The following is a 25,477-nucleotide window of genomic DNA, read 5'->3' as shown; positions in this document are numbered from 1 at the left end:
TCACTGTAAGGTGAGAAGCGGACCTTCTACTTAAATGCAAATCAAATGCAAAAGCTTATAATAATTAATTAAATCTTTTATATATTGACTAATATAGGATAGCATTATGCATTAAGATTGTCAACATATAAATTAAATTTTTACTAGAGCTTTTCTTTTTCTTTAGCATTCATATATTTCTGCCAAGCATGAAGTACCAGTGATAATGCAATTACTCCATAGGCTATAAATGACCTGAAGTATTCGCCCATTTGTGCATCTCCAAACAAATTCTTACCTGCTGCTGGTGATACGGAAAACAAAGTATGGAACAAAATTGTACCTAAGATAGCTTGACCTATTGTTGCTTTGGTAACAGTAGCACCTCCGATAACCAAAGCAGCTACGGCAAACCTTCCAACCTGTTCATGTGCTGTGTAGGTTTGTAATGTTCCTATATTTTGAAGGAAGATAATCTGTCCCCATGCAGCCAGCACTGTAGACATAATCATGGCAATAATTCTTGTCTTATCAACATTGATTCCTGCCACATCTGCTATATGTATATCCTGGCCCAATGCCCTGAAATTCTGGCCCAGCTTTGTTTTAAGAATAAACTGATTAAAGACACATAGCAATCCAATAAGTATAAATGTAAAGACCGGTATCTTGACACCCATAATAGGAATATTGATTATATTATCCAAAGAGTTCTGAATAATATCTAACTCCAAGGCATTCTTTAATCCAATACCCCCCGGAAGTATTATTTGAGGATTGTTTACCGGTATGATAGTGCCCATAAATAGTAAGAACACCAATTGATATAAACCATTTGAGAAAAATCCCATAATTATTCCTGTGATCATTTCACGGCCTTTGGTCTTGTTCAAGATCTTACCTACTCCGTAACCGAAAAGAACGGCAAAAGGAGTAGCAAATGCAACCGCGGCAAGAAGCCCCAGTACGCCACCAATATTCATTATTATAATAAAAATAAGCCCTATCTGTCCGGCAATTGCCCCAACCACTATAGCAAAGTTAAGGCCCATCCCGGCCAGCACAGGAATTATCAGTGCAATTACCAGGAATAGATTCCTATTTAACCTTAGAATTACATCTGAAATAATATATTTTAAAGAGAGTTTAGATAAAACAGCACCCGCAATACATACTACTGCAAATAATAGTGGAACTGAATACTTGGACATAGCTGCCAATAGACTGAACTTATTTGCTTTTTTGCTGGCAATTTTAAATTCAGTATTCATTCTATTCGCCACCTCCTGCTTTCGTTAGAGCATATAATATAACTCCATTCTGGACAATAATTCTTACTACCTCAGACAAGCTGCCTATAGGTAACAAACCGTTAATAACCGGCAGCGATATTGCCAATAATGACTGAAAAATGATGACTCCTGATATAACATTTCCTATGCTTGCCTTTTTAATGCTTGCACCGCCTATCAGTATAGCAGAAATAGCCAAAAACGGCATATTTAACGGAGCAGTATATAATTGGATAAATCCATAGCTCTGGCCGTATACCAGTATGCCTACGGCTCCTAAAACCATAGATAATATTGTACCGATAGTTCTCTGTCTATCCACATTAATACCGGAAGCTTCGGCAAATTTCGGATTATCTCCTGCCGCCACCATGGCTGCTCCTGTCTTAGATCTTAGGAATAACCACATAAAAAAGCAACATAGCCCAAAGAACAAAATAGTTCCTATCGGTATAACTTGACCCATTATTTTTATGTTTCCAAGTTCATCCAATACTTTACCATATCTGTTTGTAAGAGAAATAGTAGATCTAAGTCCTTTTCCTCCTATAGCCCATATCATTTCAGGATTTTTAAAAGGTATGATCAACCAACCGATACACATAAGAGATACAACAGAGTATCCCATATAAGTGCCTACAGTCATTTCGTCACCCTTTACTCTATTTAGGATTATTGAATAGATCAATCCGGCAATAACTGAGATGGGAATTGCAATGAGTATTGCAGTCATAAAAGCAGACATACCTGTCATATTTAATTCTATTGATACACAGCCCGCTAATGCACCGCAAATCATTCCTATAGACAATGCAAAATTAGGTCCGGTTCCGGACACAATACACGGCACCATTGCCAATACTAATATGCTATTTTGCCCAATCCTTATCAATGCAGTACAGATCAACCCAAATATATCTTGCTTCAAAAAAAACGCTGTTATCAAAAGAAGTATTAAAAAAAGCGTACAATAGACTTTAGGATGTCCAAATCTTTCGATAGAATTCTTCCATAAATTCTTCATCTATATTACCTCCTTTGCATGCGCGCTAGGCTTGCCTGCCATCATGAGGCCAAAATCCACATCTGAGTCCTGAGGATCTAATATACCTTGCAGCTTTCCATCATATATCAATGCTATCCTATCGCATATCGATCTTAATTCGCCCAATTCACTTGAAGTCATTACTATTGTCATCCCCTGCTCTTCATTCAACTTAATCAATAAATCCAAAACCAGCTTCTTTGCACCGATATCTATACCTCTTGTAGGCTCCGATACAAACAATATCTCAGGTTCCAATGTCAAAGCCCTGGCAATGCAGACCTTTTGCTGGTTTCCACCGCTCAAGCGTCTTGTATACTGCGTAGGCCCTGTACATCTTATATCAAGATCCTTAATATACTTATTTGTATGTCTTCTTATCTTCTTTTCATCCATCATCTTAAATGCTTTTATTCCTAATAATGGCTTCAAAAAGCCATCCTTTATCTGCATGCTTGTCATTACAATATTCATTTCTATAGAAGTATCCAGAAGCAATCCAACACCCCTTCTATCCTCCGAAACAAAAGCAAGCTTATTTTCTATAGATTTCCTGGGGTTGTTCAGCTCAATAAGCTGTCTATTTTTGTAAACTTCTCCCGTTGACCTGTATAATCCCATAATTCCATTGGCCAAGCCTATTTTCCCCTGCCCCGCCAATCCGCCGATTCCCAGTATCTCACCTCTTCTTATATCCAGGCTTACCCCTTTTACGCTTTCTCCGGGCATATATACATAAAGATCCTTTATGGACATAATAGCATCTTCACTGTCACTTGAGTTTCTGTTATTTGTTCTCTCAATTCTTTCTATCTTTCGGCCGACCATTAGCTGAGCAATCTTCTCCATAGTCGTATCTTCCTTAGCCATTGAAGCTACCTGCTCACCATCGCGAAGAATTGAAATGGTGTCTGCAACCGCAATGACCTCGTCAAGCCTATGAGTAATAAATAATATGCCAATACCTTTTGCCGCAAGCCTTTTCATAGCTTTCAGAAGCTTCTCCGCTTCACTTTCCGCCAGTACAGCCGTGGGCTCATCAAATACCAGCAGCTTAATATTCTCTTTGTCGATCTCTCTTGCAATTTCTACAAACTGCATATAGCCTACCGGCAGTCCTGCAATGGGCAGCCAATCATCTACAGTCATTCCTAACTCCTTCAATGCTTTGCGAGCATCTTTTCTCATGGCTTCTATATCCAATGTTTTCAACATCGGGCTTATAAGTTTGCTTACAGGGTTCGCCTTAAGTATCTCACGATTTAACTTTATATTCTCCGTAATCGTAAAACCCGGCATCAGCATGAACTCTTGGTGCACCATACCTATACCTAATTCTATAGCATCATTGGGTGATTTAATGTCAATCTCTTTTCCATCCAGTAAAACCTTGCCTTTATAGCCGCCCGTATTCTTTATTACAGGCATGCCGAAAATAATATTCATAAGGGTAGACTTTCCGGCACCGTTTTCACCTACAATGGCATGTATCTCCCCGGCTTTTACTTTCAAATTTATACCTTTTAGGACATTGTTTCCAAAATACTCTTTTTCTATATTTCTTAGTTCAAGAACATACTGTGCTTTATTTGTATCCTCCATTTATTTCCTCCTCCCTTCAAATCAGCAATGATCAATATCTTTAATAAATATGTATAAATGGATATCATATAAGGTTGCCGTTTAAGCGGCAACCTTATATGATATTAAGCTGAATTCATACTACCTGTAGGATTTAGATTTTTTTAGAATGTTATATAATCAGCAAGCACTAGATAGAAATTTTCTTGAACTACTGTTTTATTATCTTTATCTGCTGTTTTGTAGTTATCAAAGTAAATCTTATAGCCCTCTGATACCTCATCAAAGCATTTATGCAATGCCTCCGGATCATTTCTATCTTTCAATTGCCCTTCACAATACATTCTGCCATATTCAACAAAAGCTGCAGTAGAAACCATTGCTAGCGGGAAAGCATAGGATGAGAACCTTCCCGAAACACCGGCTTCAGCCAGCTTTGCTTTAATCTGTCCGACCATGTATTCGGAGTCTCCGCTATGCCCTTCAACTGATATGCCCAACGCACCAGGATAGCCATGGAATGGGCTGGGGCAGCATTGCTGAGCATTTATGGCCCCTTGTTCAACACATGACTTTATTAAAGGCTCCTGCATGCCGCAGTTTGTGCTGAAGAAATTGGTATCCTTGCCGTATTCGGCAACCTTTCTCGGAACATCTTCCAATATAAATTGCTGTGCTCCTGTAATGCCAGCATCACCTGCCGGGTCCGGAGCTGTGGCGTCAACAAACTTTATTCCCAGTCTTTCGCACTCGGATACTATTATCTCTCTCCTCTGTACAATAAGCGGATAAGACATATGTCTTGGAAAAGAGTAATGTATAAATGTCTTTGCTCCAAGCTTCTTTGCTTGCTCAACGATTTTATACCCCTGTGCTACTTCATCTCCATTAATAACGACATCGGCTTTAGCCGCAATGATATCCGTTTCACCGGGTTGATAAGCTAAAATTAAAACATCCGGCCTAGCCTCTCTAACCTTTTCAAATGCTGCCGCAGCGCCTTGAACTGCTTGGTTCATGATCAGAACTTTGACATCGGGATCTGATACCAAACCAACTGCATTAGAAATAAGTGTCTCCTGCTCTGTTGTGAATGAATCCGGATAAGTCTGCGAGACAATTATACTTGGATACTTCTTGGCTGCAGCTTCCATGGATCTGAACTCTTCTTCGTTCTGAGATACTGTTCCTGTGTAAATAGCAATTTTGTATTTCGGTGCTGCAGCAGCTTCCCCTGAGCTTGCAGCTTGTTCTGCCCCGCCGTTTGCAGGTTCTGCCGGTTTGGCGCATCCGACAATACTAAGTACCATCACAATGGTCAGTACTAAAGCTAATACCTTTTTCAATAGATTCCCCTCCATTTAAACATTTTCTATTAGTCTGAAAAGCATTGCTTTTCAGATGCTAATCATTATAAATATATGCTCATGAATCATATAAAAAGCTATCTTTTCGGAACAAAAAATACAAAAGGAAATTCATTCATTAATATATATTTGTAATTTCGTTAATTATCAGTGTATTCCTATTTTTATAACATATTTCTCTGAAGTTTTTGGAAGTAAAACATATGCTTTTAACACTGAATGAAGTCTCGTTCAATAAAATGGAGGTTTGAAGAAGAGTTTCTTATTGATAGATATAAAAAATCAGAATGGAGCTGTCGAAGGACACATTCTTAACACATCTGCATCCTGCAGCAGCTCCATAATTTAATTTATAGTAGATTGTATTTATTCTTAGGCCTGCCTATTTGTCCATAGATGGGAACAATCTCAATCTTTTTTTCCTCAATCATATATGATATATATCTGTGTACAGTCTGATATGCCAGGTTAAGGCCGCTGGTTATATCATCAATTGTAAGCCCTCTATCCTGCTCTTTGAAGTAATCATATATAATATTTAATGTGGCAGGGCTTATTCCTTTGTCAATATATATCTGATGCACTTCTTTAGTAAGTTGTTTTTGTATTTCATTAATTCTAAGATTTATTTTTATCCTTGAAATCAAATCAGGGGATTTAATCGGTTTTATGGCAAAATCGGTTGCACCTGCAGCAATTAATCTTTCTGATGTCTCCTGATTTTCATCAACAGTCAGTATCAGGATTGATACTGCGTTGTCCGTTTCACGGATTTTCTTTACCGTAGTCAGTCCATCCCAGTCAGCCATATGATAATCCACTATAACCAGATTAGGCTTATATATTTTATACAGTTTATACCCTTTCCTGCCGCCTGATGCCGTAACAGCGTCCCACCCCCCATATATACATATTTCTTTCAGAGTATAAAGAATATCAGCTTCATCGTCTATTATTAAGACTCTAGGCACATTTTCTCTTTTCAACAAAATCACCTCAATTCTAAATATTCATAGGCTTGTATGCCGACCTTTCGTAAAATTTAAAGGAAGGCAGGAAGATAGCAACTGTTGTTCCTATGTCCACCTGACTATGAATTTCTATTCTTCCCCCATTGTCCTCAAAGATACTTTTGGCAAACGGGAGGCCTAAGCCTGAAGTATCGTTTGTCGAGTAGCCTATCTCCCATACCCGATCAAGCTCTGACTCCTTTATGCCTATACCGTTATCTTGAATGCTTATATTAATTCCTTCTTCCGCTTGCTTTACGTCCATGTTTATTATTTTATAGGGATGCTTGCATGGTACGAAAATTGCATTTTCCAATATATTAATAACTGCTCTGGCAATCAAAATCTTATTTATATATACATCTGAAAGCTCATCGTCAACACTGATTGTAAATCTTATTTCTTCGTCCTCTAAAGGCAGCTGTGCTCTTATATAACTTATCAGTTCTTCAGTCTTCAATCTCTGGCGGGAATCCTCATAAAGAAAACTGGATATCATTTCACTCATCTTTGTTACCGAACTTTCAATGCGTTCGCTGTACTCTTTCAGCTTTACGCTACTGCTTTTCGAAAGTATTAGAGAGTTCAAGCCTCTGATCGTTACCAATGGCGTCTTTAAATCATGCACTAAAGACTTCACCTCTTTATATACCCGGTTTTCTAAAGCCTTGGCTCTCATATTTCTAATTTCGCTTTCTTTTTCGTAATTTTCCCTCATAATGCGTATATTCTTTGAGCTGATAATAAAGAGAGTAGCAGTTATAAAAGCGGATATGATAAAGGGCAGAAAAAATGCAAATCCGGAAAAATTCAAGACTGCAGCAGCATTCAGGTATATGCCTGTTATCTTGATGCTATAAGGAATATCGCTTTGTCCAAAAAGATATATTGAAAAAAAAGGCATAATATTTAACCAGTTGAAAGCAAAAAAAAACTGTATAGAAACTATAAAAACCTGGATGAAACTATTTGTTTCTCCAAATAATTTCTCAAAAAGCATTAATATTATAAAAAGAGCCATTATTGTTGACACAGGTTCCCAGGATATTTCGAATATTAGAGAATCCATCCAATGTAAAACAATAACGGCAATCGAGGATACAAGAAATTTATCAAAAGCGGTTAAGCAGTATCTGAGTTTTGAATGAAATATTACCAGCATGATTCCCATAAAAATAAATGTGCTTTGGATTGCATTCAGAAAATTAGCTTTAGCCGATCCAAGGATGAGATGACCGCTGTCTCCTGTATTGATGGCATCCCGTATCTTTATGATTATATTAAACCAGACTTGCTCTGTATAGACAGGGAAAAGTAAGCCGAGGCAAATAAGTAAAAAACCCGCAGTCAGGAATAGCCTGGCATGCTTAATCTCACTGACCTTTATTCCGCTATTTATCATAATACTACCACTTCCATTCGCTTTTTATAGGTCGCTTTTTATAGGGAATAATTGTTGATTACCGGAAGACAGAAGCAAAGGGTTCTATGATATCATTTACCTTGTCAACCAGAGTCAACGGGATATCTTCATCTTTTGTAAGCTCAATCAAAATGCTCTCCTCGCCTGATTTGCGCAAGCCTATGAAATAATCTGTTCCGGAACCTATAAGCCTTATCATCTGTTCAGTTCTGTTGTCGAGCTGCCCTCCGCCCATTACTATGGTAAGAACTTTTAAATCTTCATTTTTTGCCTTCTCCAGAAGTTTATCAATACGCTCTATTTCTTCTTCATAGCTTATATTCTGAAGCTTCATGCCTAACGAGCTATATCCTATAACAAATACTATCGTATTAACCTCTTTTAAATCTGTGTCTCTAGCCTGAGGCATAAAAAAGCTTCGAAGCATTAATTGATTTGATATGTCGTGAATTATGTATGAGTCCGTGCTTTGTCCTGCAGAAATAATAGCAATGGGAGTCTTTGCTATCGGACGAGGCAGACCTGGAAGTGTGAATATTTTTGTATTATTTTTATCTTTCAATGGCATATTTATGATTATTGATGCAAAAAGTGCGGCGAATAACACAACCCGAAGAAACTTTCTTTTCATTTCCTAAACTCCAACCTTTTCACTATTCTGAAGCAAGCTCGACATTCTCTAATGACTCTATACCTGTCATGCTGGGTACATATCCCCTAACCGACAATCGTGATGCCATCACTGGCATAGTGTGTACCAAAGGAACTGAAGGAGCTTCATAATTCACTATTTCCTGTAAGCTTCTATATAGGCTCCTTCTAAAAACCATATTTGTGGTTTCTCTTGCCTGTATTAACAATTGATCAGCTTCTTTGCTTTTATATAAAGAGTAATTAGCGGCAAATCCCGGCTTTGCATTCTCCGATGCAAACATAGTATATAAGAAATTATCCGGATCGGCATAATCGCCTGTCCAACCGATAAGTGCAATTTCATGTTCTCCGTTGCGTATCCTTGTCAAGTATTCATCCCAGTTAAACACTTTTATTTCTGCGTAGATGCCGACTTGCTTCAAACTTTCCTTTACAAACTCTGCTACTTGCAAAGGCTTTGGGAAGTAGTCACGGGCCGCATCCATCACCCATAATGTGGTTTTGAAACCGTTAGGAAACCCTGCCTCCTGCATAAGCTTTCGGGATTTATCCGGGTCATATTCGTAAGTCTTCAAATTGTTATTGTAGCCCCAAAGAGAAGGTGGAATATAGGTTGCTGCCGGTTTAGCAAAATTATCAAATACATCGTTAACAAGCTTTTCCTTGTCTATTGCATGATTGATGGCAACTCTTACATCTCGCTTATTAAAAGGAAATCTTTCATTGTTCATCGCTATATAGCCTACATTGAAGCTGGGCCTCAAGTATAAATGCAAATTTGGATCGTATTTGACTTCTGCGATATCAACCGGACTCAGATAATCCGCAATGTGGATTGAACCCTGCTTCAGTTCCTCCAATCTGTCTTTGTTTCCCGGAATAATCCTGAACTCTATTTCTTTAACTTTAGCCCTTCCGTTCCAATACTTATCATTTCTTTCAAGAATGATACTCTTATTGTGCTCCCAGCTTTTTAAAAGGAAAGGGCCTGTACCAACCGGATGTTTGAATAAATCCTCATTATGCTCCTTTATAGCCTCAGGGCCGGCTATTCCAAATGCCGGCATGGCCAATGCATTTAAAAATGGTGCATATGGTTTGTTAAGCTTTATTTCTAACGAATGATTTGAAAGTGCTTTTACACTATCTACAAATCCGGGGAAACCGCCAAAAACTGTATTCCAATAACTGAATTTACCGTTATGATAGGGATTATCTTTATCCATCCATCTATGAAAGTTAAAGCAAACAGCACTGGCATTGAAATCAGTTCCATCATGAAAACGTATTCCCTCGCGCAGCTTAAATACCCAGGTCAATCCATCTTCACTGGAATTCCAGCTCTCAGCGAGACATGGTATGATCCTGCCTTCATTCTTTTCATATTTTACCAAAGTCTCAAATATATTTACTGTTACCTTAAAGGAATTCATTTCTGTTGTGCTTGCAGGATCCAAGGTCACTGAATCATTGGCACGTCCAATGATCAACCTTTGATTTGTATTATTTGTACTGCCTGCTGTATTCACAATCGGAGCTTTTTTTACGGGTGCATAGTTAAATAATGCAAATATGACTGCTATAATAATAGCAATAGATGCAGGAAGCATTAGAGATGAGTTGTTATCTCTATCCAAATCTTCACCCCCCGTAAAAAATCTTACCTGTTATCCTTCAATAAGTTATTAGCTCCTTAGAAATGTCTGTAATATGATTTTAGCCTAAAAGTATGTAAAAATCAAAATATTCTTTATATTATTACTGCTTCGACATAAAATAAGCAAGTAAAACATTTTCATGTCCTACTTGCTTATAAATGCAGCTAAAAATTTTAACTCATATCTATTTGTTTATCTTACCGGCTATTTCATTTTGTATATGAGATATGAAATCTTGAAGCTTCATCGCACCTTTGTCTCCTTCTTTCCTGTCCCTCACGGAAACACTGCCGCCTTCTACTTCCTTATCTCCTAAAATCAGCATATAAGGCACCTTTTTAAGCTGAGCTTCTCTGATCTTATATCCCACCTTCTCACTCCTAAGGTCCGATTCAACCCTTATATCCAATTCATTTAATCTTCCTGCAATTTCCTTTGCATAGTCATACTGCCTTTCAGATACAGGTATCACGGTCACTTGAGTAGGTGCTATCCAGACCGGGAATGCTCCTGCAAAATGCTCAGTCAATATGGCAATGAATCTTTCTATGCTGCCGAATATTACTCTGTGAATCATAACTGGCCTGTGCTTCTCTCCATCTGCTCCTACATAAGTGATATCAAATCTCTCCGGCATCTGGAAATCCAATTGAATTGTACCGCACTGCCAAGTACGGCCGATGCAGTCCTGAAGATGAAAATCAATTTTTGGCCCATAGAATGCGCCGTCTCCTTCATTTATCTTATACTGCCGTCCTATGGAGTCCAAAGCATCCTTCAAAGCATTTGTAGCTGCTTCCCAATCTTCATCAGATCCCATGGAGTTCTCAGGCCTTGTTGACAGCTCAACGAAATATTTAAAGCCAAACAAGCTGTAGAATTGATCCACCATTTTGATAACTCCCAATATTTCATCCTTTATCTGCGAGGGCATCATGAAAATATGTGCATCATCCTGAGTAAAGCACCTTACCCTCATCAAGCCGTGAAGGGCTCCCGAAAGCTCATGCCTGTGAACCAGTCCCAGCTCACCCATTCTTATGGGCAGTTCTCTGTAGCTGTGAAGGTCTCTTTTGTACATCAAAAGTCCTCCTGGGCAGTTCATGGGCTTTACTGCATAATCTCCTTCATCTATTTTTGTAAAGTACATGTTTTCCTTGTAATGATCCCAATGGCCTGATCTGTGCCATAGCTCTTCGCTCAATATTATAGGAGTTTTGATTTCCTCATATCCGTTTTTCTTATGCTCTTTCCTCCAGAAATCCTCCAGTACATTTCTTATTACCATTCCCTTTGGATGGAAGAATGGGAATCCAGGGCCTTCTTCCAGGATGCTGAACAAATCCAACTCCTTGCCTAACTTCCTGTGATCTCTCCTCTTTGCCTCTTCAAGCATATTAAGGTGTTCATCAAGCTGGCTCTTCTTAACGAAAGAAGTTCCATATATCCTTTGAAGCATTTTATTTTTCTCGCTTCCGCGCCAATATGCACCTGCAACACTCAACAGCTTAAAGGCCTTTATTTTGCCTGTTGACGGAACATGAGGCCCTGCGCAAAGATCTACAAATTCGCCTTGCTTATAGAATGAAATAATTTCATCCTCCGGCAAATCCTTGATCAATTCTACCTTGTAGTTTTCGCCTTTCTCTTCCATAAGCTTTATAGCTTCTTCCCGAGGGAGTTCAAATCTCTCCAGCTTATAGTCTTCCTTGACTATGTTTGCCATTTCTTTTTCGATGAGTTCCAGTTCTGCTTCGGTAAATGTTTTCTCCGAATCAAAATCATAATAGAAGCCGTTGTCTATGGCAGGCCCTATTGCAAGCTTTACATCCGGATATAGTCTTTTTACTGCCTGTGCCAACACGTGAGAAGAAGTGTGTCTCAGGGGAAGCCTTCCATCCTCATCATCAAAAGTCAAAACCTCCAATGCAGAGTCTTGTTCTACCGGTTTGCTAAGCTCAACCACTTCACCGTTGACCTTTGCCGCAAGCGCAGCTTTAAGAAGTCCGCTTCCTATTGAAGCAACAATGTCTAGAACCTTGATTCCCTTTTCATATTCTCTTACTGAACCGTCCTTTAAAGTAATCTTTATCATAACTTTCCCTCCTGTTTTACTATTGATTTACAAAAAAACAAAAACTCTCGTCCCCTAAGGGGCGAGAGAAAACCGCGGTTCCACCCTAATTGCAACTCATAGATTATAACGTGATCATCGGATAAGCCTACTGATTTCAGCTCTCTGCTCCAAGGTGGTATTCAAACATTCTTGCCAAGAAATGCTTTCAGCCTATGACATTTCTTCTCTAATGGCAGCAATTGTTTTACTTGTCCTCTTCAATGCATTTAATTATTGATATAATTTTAATGCCATTGTTTTAATATGTCAATACTAAATAAATATAAATAATAATATTCCTTGCAATAAACCTATTATTGCTCCTAAAACTCCTCCTAATACTTCAATATGCTTCAACTCTCTTTGAGCAATTTTTAATGTAATTTCTTCAATCTTTATCAGATCGAATGCGTTTATTTTTTCCTCGATCATTTCGCCAATTTTAATTTCACTAGAAGCCTTTTCATATATTTCATTGATTAAACCCGCCATAATATTTGGAGCTTCTCGATCTATCTGTTCTTCTATATATTGAAGAACTGCATTTTTTATTATTTGAGGAACTAAAGAAGGCATCTTTTCATAAATGTTTCTAGAAATTTTATCCTTAACTATTATAATAATCCTATCGGTATTATTGTCGTTTACAAGCTTTTCAAATATTTCCTTAAAGTTTATCAGTTCCAGCTCCACCGTCTGCCCTATGCTAGCCGCCATCTCAGACCTGCGCTTAGGCAGCAAGCCTTGTATTTCTATGCCTAATATCGGTATATTTATAGGGTTTAAAGGTCTGAACAACATCTTTATTGCTAATACATTGGTTACCCAACCGATAGCTCCGCCGATAAACACAGAAAATAAGATTTTATAGATCATTTTCTTCACCCGTTTACATCAATAGTTTAATACTATTGATTATAACATAAACAGGTTACATAATACATTAATTTAATTCTTTGTTTGTTTTAAACATACTGCACAAGTCGCATCCTTTACAGCTGTCTATTCTATCATAAAATACATTGCTTATTGTCCTGAACAGCTCCTTGTTTTTAAAGCCCTCGCAATTATGAATAACTACTCTGTTGGGTGCAATTGTTATAAGAGTGCTGATGAGGAGATCATCAACACTTATGTCGCTGTCGCTGAGTTCTAAGCTCAGTTCTTCAAAGCAGTCATAATCAATGAGTTTTTTTTCGCTATCCATAAGGATATAACCTCTATTTTCTGAAGGCATTACATGAACCGTGCTGATCTTGCATTCTTGTATTTCTACAAAATATCTGAGCAGCTTTATAAATTCATTATACTCTCTCTCAGTAATATAACTCTCTACTGCTTTCTCCACAATACTGCTTAAATCTTTAATATAATCATTTAATCTGAAATTGACAAATCCGTCAATTATTATTATATTCTCTGCATTAAGATAATTTAATATCTTTCTTATAATTCTTGTTCGCCTCGTTTGTCCATAAAATCCTTCTTTACATCTGTCTTCGGCCTCAAGAATCTTGATGGAAGATTCATATATTTGATTCCTTTCGTATTCGCTCAGATATAGATAATATTCTTTTATTATCTTTTTTAATATCTTTGATTCATAATTATTTATAATAACATCACATAAAATTTCAGCCAGCAAATACTTAAGGTCTTCACAGGACCTGGGCTCTTTAAGCTTTGCCATAAATCCTTCTTTCAATCCGCATCTTATGAAGACCGTATCTCCGGCTATATATTCTTCATGCGTTATATTCATATCTTCTCTCTTAATGGATTCCAGCTCTGAATATATATGATTTTTTATCTTTTCATCATTATTTTTAACGGCAATTGTTGTTAAGTACATCTGCTCAACTCCTTCCTGTAAGTATTATTTGTGTTACAGTAACAATTATTCAATTATCATATAAGCTTAAAGCCCTTAAAAATCAATAGCTTATAGGCATTATAGAGCCAATGTCCATGATTTTCTTGCTGCTGAGTATTTTGATATCAATGCCTTTTAAAGCTATAAACTCCATAATTTTATTAAAATCTTTTATTCCTTTTATCGTTCCGGAAACTGCAATGCATTTTTTTGATATGAGGCCTGACGCGCCGCCTATAAATCCATAGTCAAGCCCGATAATATCAATATCTCCGGGATTTATAACTAAAACATCGATCCCGTAATTCTCCATAACTCGTGCAACTCCATGATCATGTGTAATTGCAGAGAATTCATCGATAACACATACCGAGCATTTTGTATATCCTTGCTTCACATGAACTAACTTTATATCCAATTTTTCATAAAAATTTCTTATTTGTACATCCGTATATCTTGTATTGTGGAAAGCCAATTTCCCTATTCTTAATACATTATATGCTATGTTTTGGGGATAGTTTCTTTGAAGCCATGCAGCACCTTTTGTCAATGCAAATCCTTTTTTTAAAAGCTTTGGTGCAAGCTTATCATATATATTCGGTGCAATGACCATGGCGTTGTCCCCTATATGATGGACAAGCATGTCAGGGTGCCCGTTTATTGCCTCATATAGTTCATTGCAGCAATCTGTCCTTATAGCCTCGATCCCCAGCCTTGACAATGAGGATATGATCTCGTCATCGGCTCTATAATCCAACAGAACTGTCTTTATATTATATTCGGGTGTATTTGGCGTTTTAAGATACTTTTCCATACTGATCTCCATATATTGATTTTATATTTTAGCAGTTCTGTTATCATAACTGATAACGATTACAGTAAAATCATATTTATATTGAAAAACAAAAAAACGCTTCCATAAGAAGCATTTTACTTGCTGCAAATATATTTTTGGAGGCGACACCCGGATTTGAACCGGGGGTAAAGGATTTGCAGTCCTCTGCCTTACCACTTGGCTATGTCGCCTAATGGAGCGGGTGACGAGATTCGAACTCGCGACTTTCACCTTGGCAAGGTGACACTCTACCACTGAGTTACACCCGCATATGCTAAAAATGGTGCCTTGGGGCGGAATCGAACCACCGACACGAGGATTTTCAGTCCTCTGCTCTACCGACTGAGCTACCAAGGCTCTAATGGCGACCCAGAACGGGCTCGAACCGTCGACCTCCAGCGTGACAGGCTGGCATTCTAACCAACTGAACTACTGGGCCATTTGATGGTGGGCACAATAGGGCTCGAACCTATGACCCTCTGCTTGTAAGGCAGATGCTCTCCCAGCTGAGCTATGCGCCCATCATGTCTGACGACAAGATTTAGTATACATCATAGAGAGTTCAAAGTCAAGGTGAAAAAATGAAAAATTCATCAAAATAACTATATCATTGTGTGGCCTTTTTCAAAATATCTTGCAGTTCTTCCTTATTGAATAAATACTTTTTGTTGCAAAAATGGCATATCAATTCTGCTTTGCCCTGTTCTGCAATTATTTCGCTGATATCTTTTTTACCTATGCTGATCAATGCTTTTTCCAATCTGTTCCTATTGCAATTGCATCTATAGCTAACTTCTCGTGTTTCATGTATTCTGTATTCGACACCTTTCATTATCTCTTTGATTAGTCCCTGGGCCCCATTTAGGGGTATAACCTCAGTAACAGATTTAATATTTTTAGCATTTTGCTCTATTAACTCAATAATATCCTCTGCAGCGCCAGGCATTACCTGAACAATGAAGCCTCCAGCAGAATCAACTTTACCATCTCTTGCAACCCTTACTCCTAATGCCACGGCAGTCGGAACCTGTTCCGAAGTTGCAAAGTAAGAAGCCACATCTTCTGCTATTTCACCGTTTACAATCGGTACTTGCCCCACATAAGGCTCCTTTAATCCTAAATCCTTGATCACAGTAAATAATCCGTTTTTACCTATAGCGCCCCCTACATCAAGCTTTCCGACTTCATTCAACGGCAGATCTACAAAGGGATTTCCTATATAACCCCTTACATCTCCTGTTTTATCGGACACTACAATAATATTGCCTGCAGGGCCCTTTCCGTTTATTTGTAAAGTTATTTTATCATTTTCTGACTTTACCATAGTTCCCATCATGCTGCCTGCAGTCAACATTCTCCCGAGAGCCGCAGTTGTTACAGGATAGGTATTATGTATCAGCCTGGCTTCTTCAACAATATTTATCGTTGTACATGCCCAAAATCTTATGCTGCCATCATTACTAGTTCCTCTTAGTATAATATCTTTCATTTTTCCTCCCATATATTATTATTTTTACGTCTTTAACTAATATTACAGCCAAGCCGGGTATCTTTATTTTTTTGATATAAAAAACACCCTTTCACTCTCTTCATGGGCTTTAAAAAAAGTAAATTCATCCAGAGTCTCCAAAACATTAAATCCGCATTTGAATAAATTATCGCAAACCTCTTTATTCTTATAAGCCCTTTGAACATGCACTTCTTCTATTCTATTATATAGTTTGTCTTCAGGAATAAAAAAATTCAATACCATAGTTAAAGTAGAAGATGCTGCATCAAATTCGTTTTCCCATGAGTAAAATATCCCGTCTTTTTCTTCAACAAAAGTATTGTTGCCTATGATGCGACTTAATTTATAATAGCTGCTGATGTCAAATATAAATATTCCTCCGCCATTCAGAAGCTGATAAGCTCTTTGAAAAGTGCTTAGCAGCTCATCTTCTTCAAGGACATAATTAATACCGTCACAGGCGCATATAATAGCATCAAAACTTCCAGTCAGGTTCAAATTTTTTATATCTTGCTTGATAAATTTAATCTTTTCGCCCTGCATTCTTGATTTGTTCTCAGCGACCGATAACATCTGTTCTGATATATCGATTCCCCAAATATCATAGCCCAGTTTTGCCATTGGTATAGTTATGTTTCCGGTGCCGCATGCCAGATCCAGCACACTTTTAGGCTGTACATTAATATATTTAAAAATATTCATCACATAGCTAACCCATTTTTCATAGTCCACATCATCCATCAAGATGTCATAAATATTAGCGAAACCTTCATATTGAGTCATTTCTGAATTCTTCCTTATCTTTTAAATGTATAATAAGAAACGGTACTTTTGCGTTTTCTCTTTCTTCTTCCAAAAAAATATCCCAGCAAAAAAGCGGCAACTATCACAATAAGCGAAGTATATTTAAATGCCTTAATTTTATAAATAATATTCTCTAACTTCAGATGCTTAATAGTTTTTGCAACTACGCTGTCTTCCTTAACCTTATTAGGACTTGAGTCGCCTCTATTTGTGATACTCCCATCATCCTCATAACTGTTGCCGTCACCCTGCATCCACTTGCCTATATATTCATTATCGGTATACGCTTGAGCCTGAAGCGATTTCATTATTGCAAGCAGCTGAGCATCCTGGACCTTTCCCTGCAATATCCTATCTGCATCGTATAAAATCTTATATTTCAATCTATTTGGATATAGTTTTTCAAAATCCAAACCTTTTAAGAACTCAAAATATTTTTCAAAATTTGCTTGCTTTCTATATGCTTCCGCTTTTACATATTGGATTTGGACTGTACTAAAAGCAGGATCTCCTGGGTTTTTAATATATTCATCACATAAAGTATTCACTGTGTCATATTCTTTTTTTCTAAATGAAGCTGCAATATTTTTTAATTTTTTATCAGAGCCGAAATCCAATCTGTCTATAGATAGTTTATCCAGCAATTCATAATCTAAGCCAAGTATTTCACTGTCCTTATTCATCTCCATCAATAGATGATTGTTGCTGCCAAATATCGCTTTGTCTGAAATAATGCCGGTACTGTCCAAAATATTATACGGAAAAAAATCCCTCAAAGATAACGCAATCGTTGAAGCCTCGGAATCCATCAGGTTTTTATTTCTGTTATACCTGATGCTGTACACCCCTTTGCTGTCATTAATAAGTTTAGCTTCATATCTGATATTGAGGTTTCTTGTTTCTCCGCCCTTTAACCATAAGCTGATTGTATGCCATTTTGCTGCCTTCGGTAATGATTCTGAAGGATATTTATCTTCAATATAACTCCCGCTTCTATTATAATGCTTAATCGAACTGCCTCTATCTGTTATCTGAATATTTTCTAAATTATTCGAAGGCAATCCCAATATAACTTCTATAGTCTTATCAGTCTTATTCTTAACAATATATTCGCCATTATAAATCAGCTTGTCCTCAATAATTTCAATAGTTGAGTTCTGCCCTACCAACTGTGAATCATAGGTGTTCAACACCTCTAAATCGTATCCATCCCAAACATTTTGTCCATTTTCTGCTGATGCGACTGAGAATGGCACAAAAAATACTATGGTGAATAATATGAATATCATAATGATAGGCTTTACTCTCAAAATTCTCCCCCCTCCATATAAATAAGTTTTTACTATATTTGATTTTACAATAATAATCAATAATTTACAATTGACCATAAGAATTAATATGAATAGAAGCATATAATGTTGACATGTGAATTTATACGTGGTAATATAATAAAAATTAATCATAAGCTTTAGTTCACGAGATAGAGGTGCGCTTTTAATTAATAAACAGCACAAGGCAGTGTCGTCCGATGAGTGTTGTTGAAAGGTAAGAGCGCCGAAGGTAGAAAAAGACACTGTTTTTCTAGCCTGGTCCATGCATTAAGAATGTATGGACTGTCATCTTATAGATGGAGAGCTATCCATGAATGATGTTATTATACATTTTATTATGTATTTTTTTGCATTTTTCATGTCAGCTTTCAAGCTGACTTTTTTATTTATATAATAGTAAATATATTATAAATATCATATAATTAATTGAATTGTACTATGGGAGGTTATTTAATGAAAAATTATAACATCGCAGTCGTAGGAGCCACGGGTATGGTTGGCAGAACAATTTTAAAAGTTCTTGAAGAGAGGAATTTCCCAATAAACAATCTTTACCTATTCTCCTCAGCTAAATCTGCAGGAACTTCGATGGAGTTTAAAGGAAAAAGCTATATTGTTGAGGAATTAAACAATGCCTCTTTTGACAGGAATATAGATATAGCATTGTTCTCAGCCGGCGGTTCAACCAGTACCAAGTACGCACCCATTGCTGCATCCAAGGGAGTAGTAGTTATTGACAACAGCAGTGCCTTTAGGATGGATAAGGATGTACCTCTTGTTGTTCCTGAAGTGAATGAATCTGAAATTATGAAGCATAAGGGGATTATTGCCAATCCGAATTGCTCTACAATTCAGGCTGTTGTTGCATTAAAACCGCTGCATGATAAATATAAAATAAAGCGCATAGTATATTCCACTTACCAAGCAGTATCCGGCTCCGGTGTAAAAGGCATCGATGATTTGAAAAACAGTTTGGCCAATAAACCAAATTCTTTTTATCCTCATCCAATAGCAAACAATTGCTTGCCTCATATAGATGTTTTTGGAGAAAATGGCTATACAAAAGAAGAAATGAAAATGATCGAAGAAACAAGAAAAATATTTGATGACTACAATTTAAGAATAACTGCTACAACAGTTAGGGTGCCTGTATCAAACTGCCACTCAGAATCCGTAAATGTAGAATTTTATAATGACTTTGATTTGGCAGATTTAAAAAATACTTTAAAGGACTCCCCCGGTGTAGTTTTAATTGATAACCCTGAAAAAAATTTATATCCCCTTGCTTCTCTGGCAAACGGCAATGATGAGGTATTCGTTGGAAGGATCAGAAGAGATGAGTCCGTGGATTGCGGCATAAATATATGGATTGTTGCTGATAACATCAGAAAAGGTGCAGCCACAAATGCAGTCCAGATCGCAGAATCATTAATAAAGAACATTTAAATCGACTATAAATTAAGAAAGGCTTCCATTGGAAGCATTTTAACGATCAAGGAAGCTTTTCTTGAAATACATTTAACAGAAAGTGTAGATTAAGAAAATTTATACTTTCCTATGCATTATAAAAAATAATAATCAGGAGGTTCTGAGATGGCGTTATTTAAAGGTTCCGGAGTTGCTATTGTAACTCCTTTCACAAAAGATGGAATTAATTTTGATAAACTGGGTGAATTACTGGAATGGCATATTAGCAACGGTACTGATGCAATCATTATATGCGGCACTACCGGTGAAGCGTCAACCATGACGGATGAGGAAAAAAAGGCTGCATTCAGCTACACTGTAAAGAAAGTAGCAAACAGAATACCTGTTATTGCAGGAACCGGCAGCAATTCTACACATCACAGCATAGAGCTCTCTCAATATGCAGAAAGCGTTGGATGTGACGGCCTTTTATGTGTGACTCCCTACTATAATAAAACGACTCAAAAAGGCTTACTGGAGCATTATACAGCAATAGCTGACGCAGTGAATATCCCTATAATAATATACAATGTTCCCGGAAGGACCGGACTTAATATTCTGCCCGATACTTTAAGGAAACTATCTGCTCATAAGAACATAGCAGGAGTTAAGGAAGCTAGCGGAAACATAAGCCAGGTCGTAGAAATCGGCAGATTTTGCAGTGAAAGCTTTGCAATGTATTCAGGCAATGATGACCAGGTAGTTCCACTGCTTTCTGTTGGCGGAATAGGGGTTATATCTGTTGTGGCTAACATAGCGCCGAGAGAAATGCATGATATGGTAATAAATTATCTTGAAGGCAATGTAAAGCAAGCGATGGAACTTCAATTAAAAATTAAACCATTAAATGATGCTTTGTTTTGCGAGGTCAATCCTATACCAATAAAAACCGCTATGAATCTTATAGGGCGTGAGGTCGGAGAATTGCGGCTTCCCCTGACTTCCATGACAGATAAGAATCTGGATTATCTAAAAAAAGAACTTTCATCATATGGTCTCATATAAGGAGGTTAGGTTTTGATAAACATATTGTTAAACGGCTGTAACGGTAAAATGGGCCAGGTAATATCAGATATGCTGGCAGATAATCCAAACATCCATATTACAGCCGGTATAGATACTAATCCGGACAAATTTAGTAATTATTATAAGACTTACAAGGATATTGATGAGGTAAAGGAAAAAACAGATTTGCTTTTAGACTTTTCCCACGCCGACGGCATCAATAAAGTCACTCAGTACTGTGTTGATAATGGGATAGCCTTAGTAGTAGCAACTACGGGCTTATCCCAATCCCAACACGAAGTTTTAAGACAAGCATCCGAAAAAATAGCATTGTTTCAATCTGCTAATATGTCTTATGGAGTTAATGTAACAATTGAATTATGTAAAAATGCTGCTAAGGCTTTAAAAGGAGAATTCGACATTGAAATAATCGAAAAACACCATAATGAGAAAAAAGATGCACCCAGCGGAACAGCCCTAATGATAGCTAAGGAAATCAACTCTACCATGAACAATGGCTTGGAATTCATATATGATCGATATGGAAAAGGAGCCAGGAAACATAATGAAATGGGCATATATTCCCTCAGGGGGGGAACCATTCCAGGAGAGCATTTAATAGTTTTTGCAGGCAAGGACGAGATAATCGAGATAAAGCATACCGCACTCTCCAGGAAGGTTTTTGCGGAAGGTGCTGTCAAAGCCGTTGAATTTATCGCAGATAAAAAGCCAGGATATTATAACATGAAAGATTTGATTAAGGAGATGTGCTCATGATGAACGATATAGATTTGACAAACCCATATAAAATTGCTGAGTTTATAAAAAACTCAAAAAAAAGCACCCCTGTTAAAGCTTATATAGACGGCTCATTAGAGGATGCTGATTTTGGGGGTATAGAGCACTTCGGCTCCGGCAGTTTCTGGATACTCTTCGGAGAGAACGAGGAATTAGAGAGTTTCATCGAGAAACATTCAAATATGATCAAGAAGTATCTTGTTGAGTATGACAGGCGCAACTCAGCAATACCCCTTTTAGACACCAGAAAGATAAATGCCAGAATAGAGCCAGGAGCATTAATAAGAGACAGGGTATCTATCGGCAATAATGCAGTAATAATGATGGGGGCAATAATAAATATTGGAGCAGAAATAGGAAGCGGTACTATGATAGATATGAACGCCGTGCTTGGAGCAAGAGCATCTGTCGGCAATAACTGTCATATCGGAGCCGGTGCCGTATTAGCCGGAGTTTTGGAACCGCCCAGTGCTAAACCTGTTGTAATTGAAGATAATGTTATGATAGGTGCAAATGCTGTGGTCCTGGAAGGGATAAATGTAGGAAAAGGCGCCGTGGTTGCCGCTGGTTCTATTGTTACAAAGGATGTACCGGCAGGTAGGGTTGTTGCCGGAATTCCTGCCAGGATAATAAAAAATATTGAAGATTTGGATAAAGATAAAAATAAACTGCTAGATGATTTAAGGAAGTAGGTTGTGATATAAATGCCGATAATAGTACAAAAATACGGTGGCAGTTCAATAGAAAGCATTGAAAAGATAAGAAATGTAGCAAAAAGGATCAGCGAATGCAGGAAAAAAGGATTTGATTTGGTAGTAGTGGTATCGGCAATGGGAAAAACCACAGATTATCTCATAGATATGGCACATCAAGTCAGCAGCAAACCCAAAAAGAGAGAAATGGATGTTCTTATGTCAACTGGAGAACAGGTCTCAATATCACTCCTCTCTATTGCACTTAATGATATTGGAATTGCGGCGGTATCTTACACTGGGCCTCAATTAGGAATAAAAACAGAAGGATATCATACTAAATCTAGAATATCCGAGATCGATAAAGAAGTTATTCTAAGTGAAATCAATAAGGGGAAGGTAATAATAGTGGCGGGTTTTCAAGGAGTAAATGAAAAAAATGAAATAACTACCTTGGGAAGAGGCGGTTCTGACACGACTGCTGTGGCAATCGCGGCTAAGCTTGAATGCCCCTGCGAAATATATACCGATGTGGATGGTGTATATACCGTTGATCCAAGATTGTACCCCTCAGCCCGAAAACTGGAATCCATAAGCTATGATGAGATGTTGGAGCTGGCCAGTTCTGGTGCCGGAGTATTGCACACCCGCTCTATCGAGCTGGCTGAGATATACAATGTACCTCTAACAGTAGCCTTAAATACAGGAGATATTAAAGGAACAATAATTAAGGAGTTGGATGAAACGATGGAGAAAACAGCAATTACAGGTCTTGCTGTAGACAATAGCGAATCAATGATCACTTTAAACGGAGTACCGCATGATATAAAAATTATTGCAGATATTTTCGCTAAGATAGCAGAATTAGATATAAATATAGATATGATAAGCCAGACAACTCCAATCAATAAGCTTGTCAGCATTTCATTTACGCTTCCCAAAATAGATCTGCCACAAGCGATTAATATTCTTGAACAGTATAAAGAAAAAATATTTACTTTCAGCTATGATACATTTGATAATATATCTAAACTTACAGTGATAGGTATAGGAATGAAAAGTCAATCAGGTGTAGCTTCAAAAATGTTTAATATTCTGGCTGAAAATGATATATCAGTGCATATTATTACTACTTCAGAGATAAAAATATCATATGTAATAAACCCTGAAGATCAGCAAAAAGCCATAGAAGCAGTTGCACGAGAATATAATTTATAAAAAAACGGCGTTTACGCCGTTTTTTAGACTCCCCTTTTACTGAATCCTCTTCCTAATACTTCTGCAGTATTGCTGACCGCCATAAAAGCTTTTGAATCGATTTCCCTTACTATTTGTTTCAGCTTGGCAAGCTGATTGAGTGTAACAATACAATATATCACTCTCTTCTTGTTTCCCGTAAAGGCCCCTTCTCCATCCAGGTAAGTCACACCTCTATGAAGCCTCTTTATTATTTCTTTGACAACCTCATCTTCCTTATCAGAAATAATCATGACTTGTTTCCTTATATCAAAACCCTGCTGCACTTTATCAAGAACCTGAGAAGCTATATACATAGTTATGAGTGTATACAGCGCCGGCTTTAGCCCATATATAAAAGAAGCTATGGTCACTATAATAAAGTTGATTGTTAGAGAAGTGCTTCCAATATTTATGGACATATGTTTTTTTATTATTACAGCTATTATGTCTATTCCTCCTTGGGAAGCCCTGTTCCTAAATACGATACCCATGCCAATTCCATTCAGTATTCCCCCATATATGCTGGACAGCATTATATCATCAATAATATGCATACCTCTTAGAAAACTGAATGCATCTATGAAGAATGAAAATGAGGACATCCCAATTAGACTGAGTATAATAAATTCCTTGTCAACAAATTTATATCCAAGAAGAAATACAGGTATATTAATAGCAAATATAAGCAATCCCGGGCTTATACCGGTTAAGTAATTTATTATTAACGCTATACCGCTTACTCCGCCGCTCAATAATTTATGCGGCATTATAAAAGCGTTGAATGAGATGCCGCTTATGGCTCCCCCTAAAAGTATAAGCACCATCATTATCGGGTATTTAAACTTACTGCTGTATAGTCTATCTATATAATTCATTTATGTACCTCCAAATCTATACATATTATTGCTATCTTATATATCATTATATATACATTTTATAGCAGCAACAATAGCTAAATGCAATCTATGCATAAAACAAGACCAGCATGGTCAGATAATTCCCTATAAATGTAAAAAAGGAACTTGAAGTTCCTTTTAACTATTCGTCAATTTCGTCGCAATTTGTGTCAGAATCAGAATATTTAATCTCAGATGTATTTTTATCCACTATCTCCATTTTAGAGATTGACACTTCATAGGCTGTCCTTGTCACTACTTCCTCTTCGGCAATCTTCTTTTGATACTCTCTGCTTTGTATCCTTCCCCATACTCTTATCCTGTCACCGACTTGAAGCTTCTCTGAGTATCTTGCATTTCTGCCCCATGCTATGCTTGGAATATAATCGGATTTGTTATAAGGGCGGTTTACTGCTATAAGCATATCAGTTATTTCCCTTCCAAAGGGGGTGGTTCTATAGATAGGTTTTTTACATATGTAACCATCAAGGAAAATCTGATTTGGATTTTTTATCTCCTCATCCGATAGGCTTATACTCCTCGCAAATATTGTTAATATCAATTTATTGTTTCCATCAATAAACTTATTATAAGACCTGAGTTGACCCTCTACTATAATTTGGATGCCTTGTTCGATATTCATACCTATTATCAGCCTTTCAGATATCGTAACCGGCAATTCATCTGATACATCACTGAGTCTAGGCACAATCAAATTTACACTGTAAAAATCCTCACCAAACATTTCATGGCTGTATGTCGGTTTCTCTTTCACAATCCCGACAATTGTAACAACATTATTGGATATAACTTTATCAACCATTTTGACCCCCACTCCTTCCTTGCTCTTGTGTTCTTCGAATATAATCTACACTATTATTATTCACACACCTAAAATATTA

The 25,477-nt window shown here is 37.2% G+C and carries 22 protein-coding genes, 5 tRNA genes, 1 riboswitch and 1 other annotated feature; of the genes, 5 read left to right on the top strand and 22 right to left on the bottom strand.

Annotation, left to right across the window (positions count from 1 at the left end):
• Window positions 1–143 precede the first annotated feature (143 nt).
• The 20 genes from AC4HCY_RS11845 to AC4HCY_RS11750 form a co-directional block, all read right to left on the bottom strand.
• Window positions 144–1,250: an ABC transporter permease subunit gene (locus AC4HCY_RS11845; RefSeq protein WP_491094326.1), complete on the bottom strand. Its 1,107-nt coding sequence runs from the start codon at window positions 1,248–1,250 to the stop codon at window positions 144–146.
• 1 nt (window position 1,251) lies between these two features.
• The gene (locus tag AC4HCY_RS11840) at window positions 1,252–2,295 is read right to left on the bottom strand and encodes an ABC transporter permease subunit (protein WP_323431431.1); all 1,044 of its coding nucleotides are present in this window, start codon (window positions 2,293–2,295) and stop codon (window positions 1,252–1,254) included.
• Window positions 2,296–3,918, bottom strand: a complete 1,623-nt coding sequence (locus AC4HCY_RS11835; RefSeq protein WP_323431430.1) for a sugar ABC transporter ATP-binding protein — start codon at window positions 3,916–3,918, stop codon at window positions 2,296–2,298.
• 143 nt (window positions 3,919–4,061) lie between these two features.
• A complete protein-coding gene (locus AC4HCY_RS11830; protein ID WP_323431429.1) occupies window positions 4,062–5,243 on the bottom strand; it encodes a DUF3798 domain-containing protein in 1,182 nt (393 codons plus the stop codon).
• A 371-nt stretch (window positions 5,244–5,614) separates the two neighbouring features.
• On the bottom strand, window positions 5,615–6,250 hold the full coding sequence (locus AC4HCY_RS11825; RefSeq protein WP_323431428.1) for a response regulator: 636 nt from the start codon (window positions 6,248–6,250) through the stop codon (window positions 5,615–5,617).
• Window positions 6,251–6,266: 16 nt separating this feature from the next.
• Window positions 6,267–7,676, bottom strand: a complete 1,410-nt coding sequence (locus AC4HCY_RS11820) for a sensor histidine kinase (protein ID WP_491094325.1) — start codon at window positions 7,674–7,676, stop codon at window positions 6,267–6,269.
• A 58-nt stretch (window positions 7,677–7,734) separates the two neighbouring features.
• Window positions 7,735–8,328, bottom strand: a complete 594-nt coding sequence (locus AC4HCY_RS11815; RefSeq protein WP_323431426.1) for a DUF6305 family protein — start codon at window positions 8,326–8,328, stop codon at window positions 7,735–7,737.
• A gap of 22 nt (window positions 8,329–8,350) precedes the next feature.
• Complete coding sequence (locus AC4HCY_RS11810; RefSeq protein WP_323431425.1) at window positions 8,351–9,988, bottom strand: ABC transporter substrate-binding protein; 1,638 nt, start codon at window positions 9,986–9,988, stop codon at window positions 8,351–8,353.
• A 205-nt stretch (window positions 9,989–10,193) separates the two neighbouring features.
• Complete coding sequence (gene thrS, locus AC4HCY_RS11805) at window positions 10,194–12,104, bottom strand: threonine--tRNA ligase (protein ID WP_491094324.1); 1,911 nt, start codon at window positions 12,102–12,104, stop codon at window positions 10,194–10,196.
• Window positions 12,105–12,158: 54 nt separating this feature from the next.
• Window positions 12,159–12,356, bottom strand: a binding site (T-box leader).
• A gap of 42 nt (window positions 12,357–12,398) precedes the next feature.
• Window positions 12,399–13,001: a DUF445 domain-containing protein gene (locus tag AC4HCY_RS11800; protein ID WP_323431423.1), complete on the bottom strand. Its 603-nt coding sequence runs from the start codon at window positions 12,999–13,001 to the stop codon at window positions 12,399–12,401.
• Window positions 13,002–13,068: 67 nt separating this feature from the next.
• Window positions 13,069–13,977 (bottom strand): putative sporulation protein YtxC, encoded by a 909-nt coding sequence (gene ytxC / locus AC4HCY_RS11795; RefSeq protein ID WP_323431422.1) that lies wholly within the window; start codon window positions 13,975–13,977, stop codon window positions 13,069–13,071.
• A gap of 82 nt (window positions 13,978–14,059) precedes the next feature.
• The gene (locus tag AC4HCY_RS11790; RefSeq protein WP_491094323.1) at window positions 14,060–14,812 is read right to left on the bottom strand and encodes a DUF6873 family GME fold protein; all 753 of its coding nucleotides are present in this window, start codon (window positions 14,810–14,812) and stop codon (window positions 14,060–14,062) included.
• Between the two features lie 138 nt (window positions 14,813–14,950).
• A tRNA-Cys gene (locus tag AC4HCY_RS11785) sits at window positions 14,951–15,024 on the bottom strand.
• 3 nt (window positions 15,025–15,027) lie between these two features.
• A tRNA-Gly gene (locus AC4HCY_RS11780) sits at window positions 15,028–15,102 on the bottom strand.
• Between the two features lie 12 nt (window positions 15,103–15,114).
• A tRNA-Phe gene (locus tag AC4HCY_RS11775) sits at window positions 15,115–15,190 on the bottom strand.
• A gap of 5 nt (window positions 15,191–15,195) precedes the next feature.
• Window positions 15,196–15,272: transfer RNA gene (locus AC4HCY_RS11770), tRNA-Asp, on the bottom strand.
• A 6-nt stretch (window positions 15,273–15,278) separates the two neighbouring features.
• Window positions 15,279–15,354, bottom strand: a tRNA-Val gene (locus tag AC4HCY_RS11765).
• 86 nt (window positions 15,355–15,440) lie between these two features.
• Entirely contained in the window at window positions 15,441–16,322 is an 882-nt protein-coding gene (hslO, locus tag AC4HCY_RS11760) for an Hsp33 family molecular chaperone HslO (protein WP_491094322.1), read from the bottom strand.
• A gap of 63 nt (window positions 16,323–16,385) precedes the next feature.
• The gene (locus AC4HCY_RS11755; RefSeq protein ID WP_323431419.1) at window positions 16,386–17,126 is read right to left on the bottom strand and encodes a class I SAM-dependent DNA methyltransferase; all 741 of its coding nucleotides are present in this window, start codon (window positions 17,124–17,126) and stop codon (window positions 16,386–16,388) included.
• A gap of 14 nt (window positions 17,127–17,140) precedes the next feature.
• The gene (locus AC4HCY_RS11750) at window positions 17,141–18,457 is read right to left on the bottom strand and encodes a hypothetical protein (protein WP_491094321.1); all 1,317 of its coding nucleotides are present in this window, start codon (window positions 18,455–18,457) and stop codon (window positions 17,141–17,143) included.
• Between the two features lie 163 nt (window positions 18,458–18,620).
• Window positions 18,621–18,793, top strand: a riboswitch (Lysine riboswitch).
• A 138-nt stretch (window positions 18,794–18,931) separates the two neighbouring features.
• On the opposite strand from AC4HCY_RS11750, the gene AC4HCY_RS11745 reads away from it, so the two are divergent.
• From AC4HCY_RS11745 to AC4HCY_RS11725, 5 genes are all read left to right on the top strand, one after another.
• The gene (locus AC4HCY_RS11745) at window positions 18,932–19,924 is read left to right on the top strand and encodes an aspartate-semialdehyde dehydrogenase (RefSeq protein WP_323431417.1); all 993 of its coding nucleotides are present in this window, start codon (window positions 18,932–18,934) and stop codon (window positions 19,922–19,924) included.
• A 147-nt stretch (window positions 19,925–20,071) separates the two neighbouring features.
• The gene (gene dapA / locus AC4HCY_RS11740) at window positions 20,072–20,950 is read left to right on the top strand and encodes a 4-hydroxy-tetrahydrodipicolinate synthase (protein WP_323431416.1); all 879 of its coding nucleotides are present in this window, start codon (window positions 20,072–20,074) and stop codon (window positions 20,948–20,950) included.
• A 12-nt stretch (window positions 20,951–20,962) separates the two neighbouring features.
• Window positions 20,963–21,727, top strand: coding sequence for a 4-hydroxy-tetrahydrodipicolinate reductase (gene dapB, locus AC4HCY_RS11735; RefSeq protein WP_491094320.1), 765 nt, complete (start codon window positions 20,963–20,965; stop codon window positions 21,725–21,727).
• Window positions 21,727–22,440 (top strand): 2,3,4,5-tetrahydropyridine-2,6-dicarboxylate N-acetyltransferase, encoded by a 714-nt coding sequence (gene dapD / locus AC4HCY_RS11730; protein WP_323431466.1) that lies wholly within the window; start codon window positions 21,727–21,729, stop codon window positions 22,438–22,440. The genes dapB and dapD overlap by 1 nt, the downstream gene beginning before the upstream one ends.
• A gap of 12 nt (window positions 22,441–22,452) precedes the next feature.
• Window positions 22,453–23,658 carry an aspartate kinase gene (locus tag AC4HCY_RS11725; RefSeq protein WP_323431414.1) on the top strand — a complete coding sequence of 402 codons (1,206 nt, stop codon included), beginning with the start codon at window positions 22,453–22,455 and terminating at the stop codon, window positions 23,656–23,658.
• A 23-nt stretch (window positions 23,659–23,681) separates the two neighbouring features.
• Here AC4HCY_RS11725 and AC4HCY_RS11720 read toward each other — a convergent pair whose 3' ends face one another.
• Both AC4HCY_RS11720 and AC4HCY_RS11715 read right to left on the bottom strand, forming a co-directional pair.
• Window positions 23,682–24,554 (bottom strand): YitT family protein, encoded by an 873-nt coding sequence (locus tag AC4HCY_RS11720; protein ID WP_323431413.1) that lies wholly within the window; start codon window positions 24,552–24,554, stop codon window positions 23,682–23,684.
• 163 nt (window positions 24,555–24,717) lie between these two features.
• Window positions 24,718–25,398, bottom strand: a complete 681-nt coding sequence (locus AC4HCY_RS11715) for a single-stranded DNA-binding protein (protein ID WP_255228572.1) — start codon at window positions 25,396–25,398, stop codon at window positions 24,718–24,720.
• Window positions 25,399–25,477 lie beyond the last annotated feature (79 nt).

The sequence above is a fragment of the Lutispora sp. QWL-02 genome (assembly GCF_058315355.1).
Note: the sequence above shows the minus strand (reverse complement) of the source record. Positions and strands in the feature narration are given on the sequence as shown.

Excerpts from the sequence above, each read along its gene's own strand:
- AC4HCY_RS11845 (WP_491094326.1), bottom strand. The coding sequence starts at position 1,250 with ATGAATACTGAATTTAAAATTGCCAGCAAAAAAGCAAATAAGTTCAGT.
- AC4HCY_RS11840 (WP_323431431.1), bottom strand. The coding sequence starts at position 2,295 with ATGAAGAATTTATGGAAGAATTCTATCGAAAGATTTGGACATCCTAAA.
- AC4HCY_RS11835 (WP_323431430.1), bottom strand. The coding sequence starts at position 3,918 with ATGGAGGATACAAATAAAGCACAGTATGTTCTTGAACTAAGAAATATA.
- AC4HCY_RS11820 (WP_491094325.1), bottom strand. The coding sequence starts at position 7,676 with ATGATAAATAGCGGAATAAAGGTCAGTGAGATTAAGCATGCCAGGCTA.
- AC4HCY_RS11815 (WP_323431426.1), bottom strand. The coding sequence starts at position 8,328 with ATGAAAAGAAAGTTTCTTCGGGTTGTGTTATTCGCCGCACTTTTTGCA.
- thrS (WP_491094324.1), bottom strand. The coding sequence starts at position 12,104 with ATGATAAAGATTACTTTAAAGGACGGTTCAGTAAGAGAATATGAAAAG.
- AC4HCY_RS11800 (WP_323431423.1), bottom strand. The coding sequence starts at position 13,001 with ATGATCTATAAAATCTTATTTTCTGTGTTTATCGGCGGAGCTATCGGT.
- ytxC (WP_323431422.1), bottom strand. The coding sequence starts at position 13,977 with ATGTACTTAACAACAATTGCCGTTAAAAATAATGATGAAAAGATAAAA.
- AC4HCY_RS11790 (WP_491094323.1), bottom strand. The coding sequence starts at position 14,812 with ATGGAAAAGTATCTTAAAACGCCAAATACACCCGAATATAATATAAAG.
- hslO (WP_491094322.1), bottom strand. The coding sequence starts at position 16,322 with ATGAAAGATATTATACTAAGAGGAACTAGTAATGATGGCAGCATAAGA.
- AC4HCY_RS11755 (WP_323431419.1), bottom strand. The coding sequence starts at position 17,126 with ATGACTCAATATGAAGGTTTCGCTAATATTTATGACATCTTGATGGAT.
- AC4HCY_RS11745 (WP_323431417.1), top strand. The coding sequence starts at position 18,932 with ATGAAAAATTATAACATCGCAGTCGTAGGAGCCACGGGTATGGTTGGC.
- dapA (WP_323431416.1), top strand. The coding sequence starts at position 20,072 with ATGGCGTTATTTAAAGGTTCCGGAGTTGCTATTGTAACTCCTTTCACA.
- dapD (WP_323431466.1), top strand. The coding sequence starts at position 21,727 with ATGAACGATATAGATTTGACAAACCCATATAAAATTGCTGAGTTTATA.
- AC4HCY_RS11725 (WP_323431414.1), top strand. The coding sequence starts at position 22,453 with ATGCCGATAATAGTACAAAAATACGGTGGCAGTTCAATAGAAAGCATT.
- AC4HCY_RS11720 (WP_323431413.1), bottom strand. The coding sequence starts at position 24,554 with ATGAATTATATAGATAGACTATACAGCAGTAAGTTTAAATACCCGATA.
- AC4HCY_RS11715 (WP_255228572.1), bottom strand. The coding sequence starts at position 25,398 with ATGGTTGATAAAGTTATATCCAATAATGTTGTTACAATTGTCGGGATT.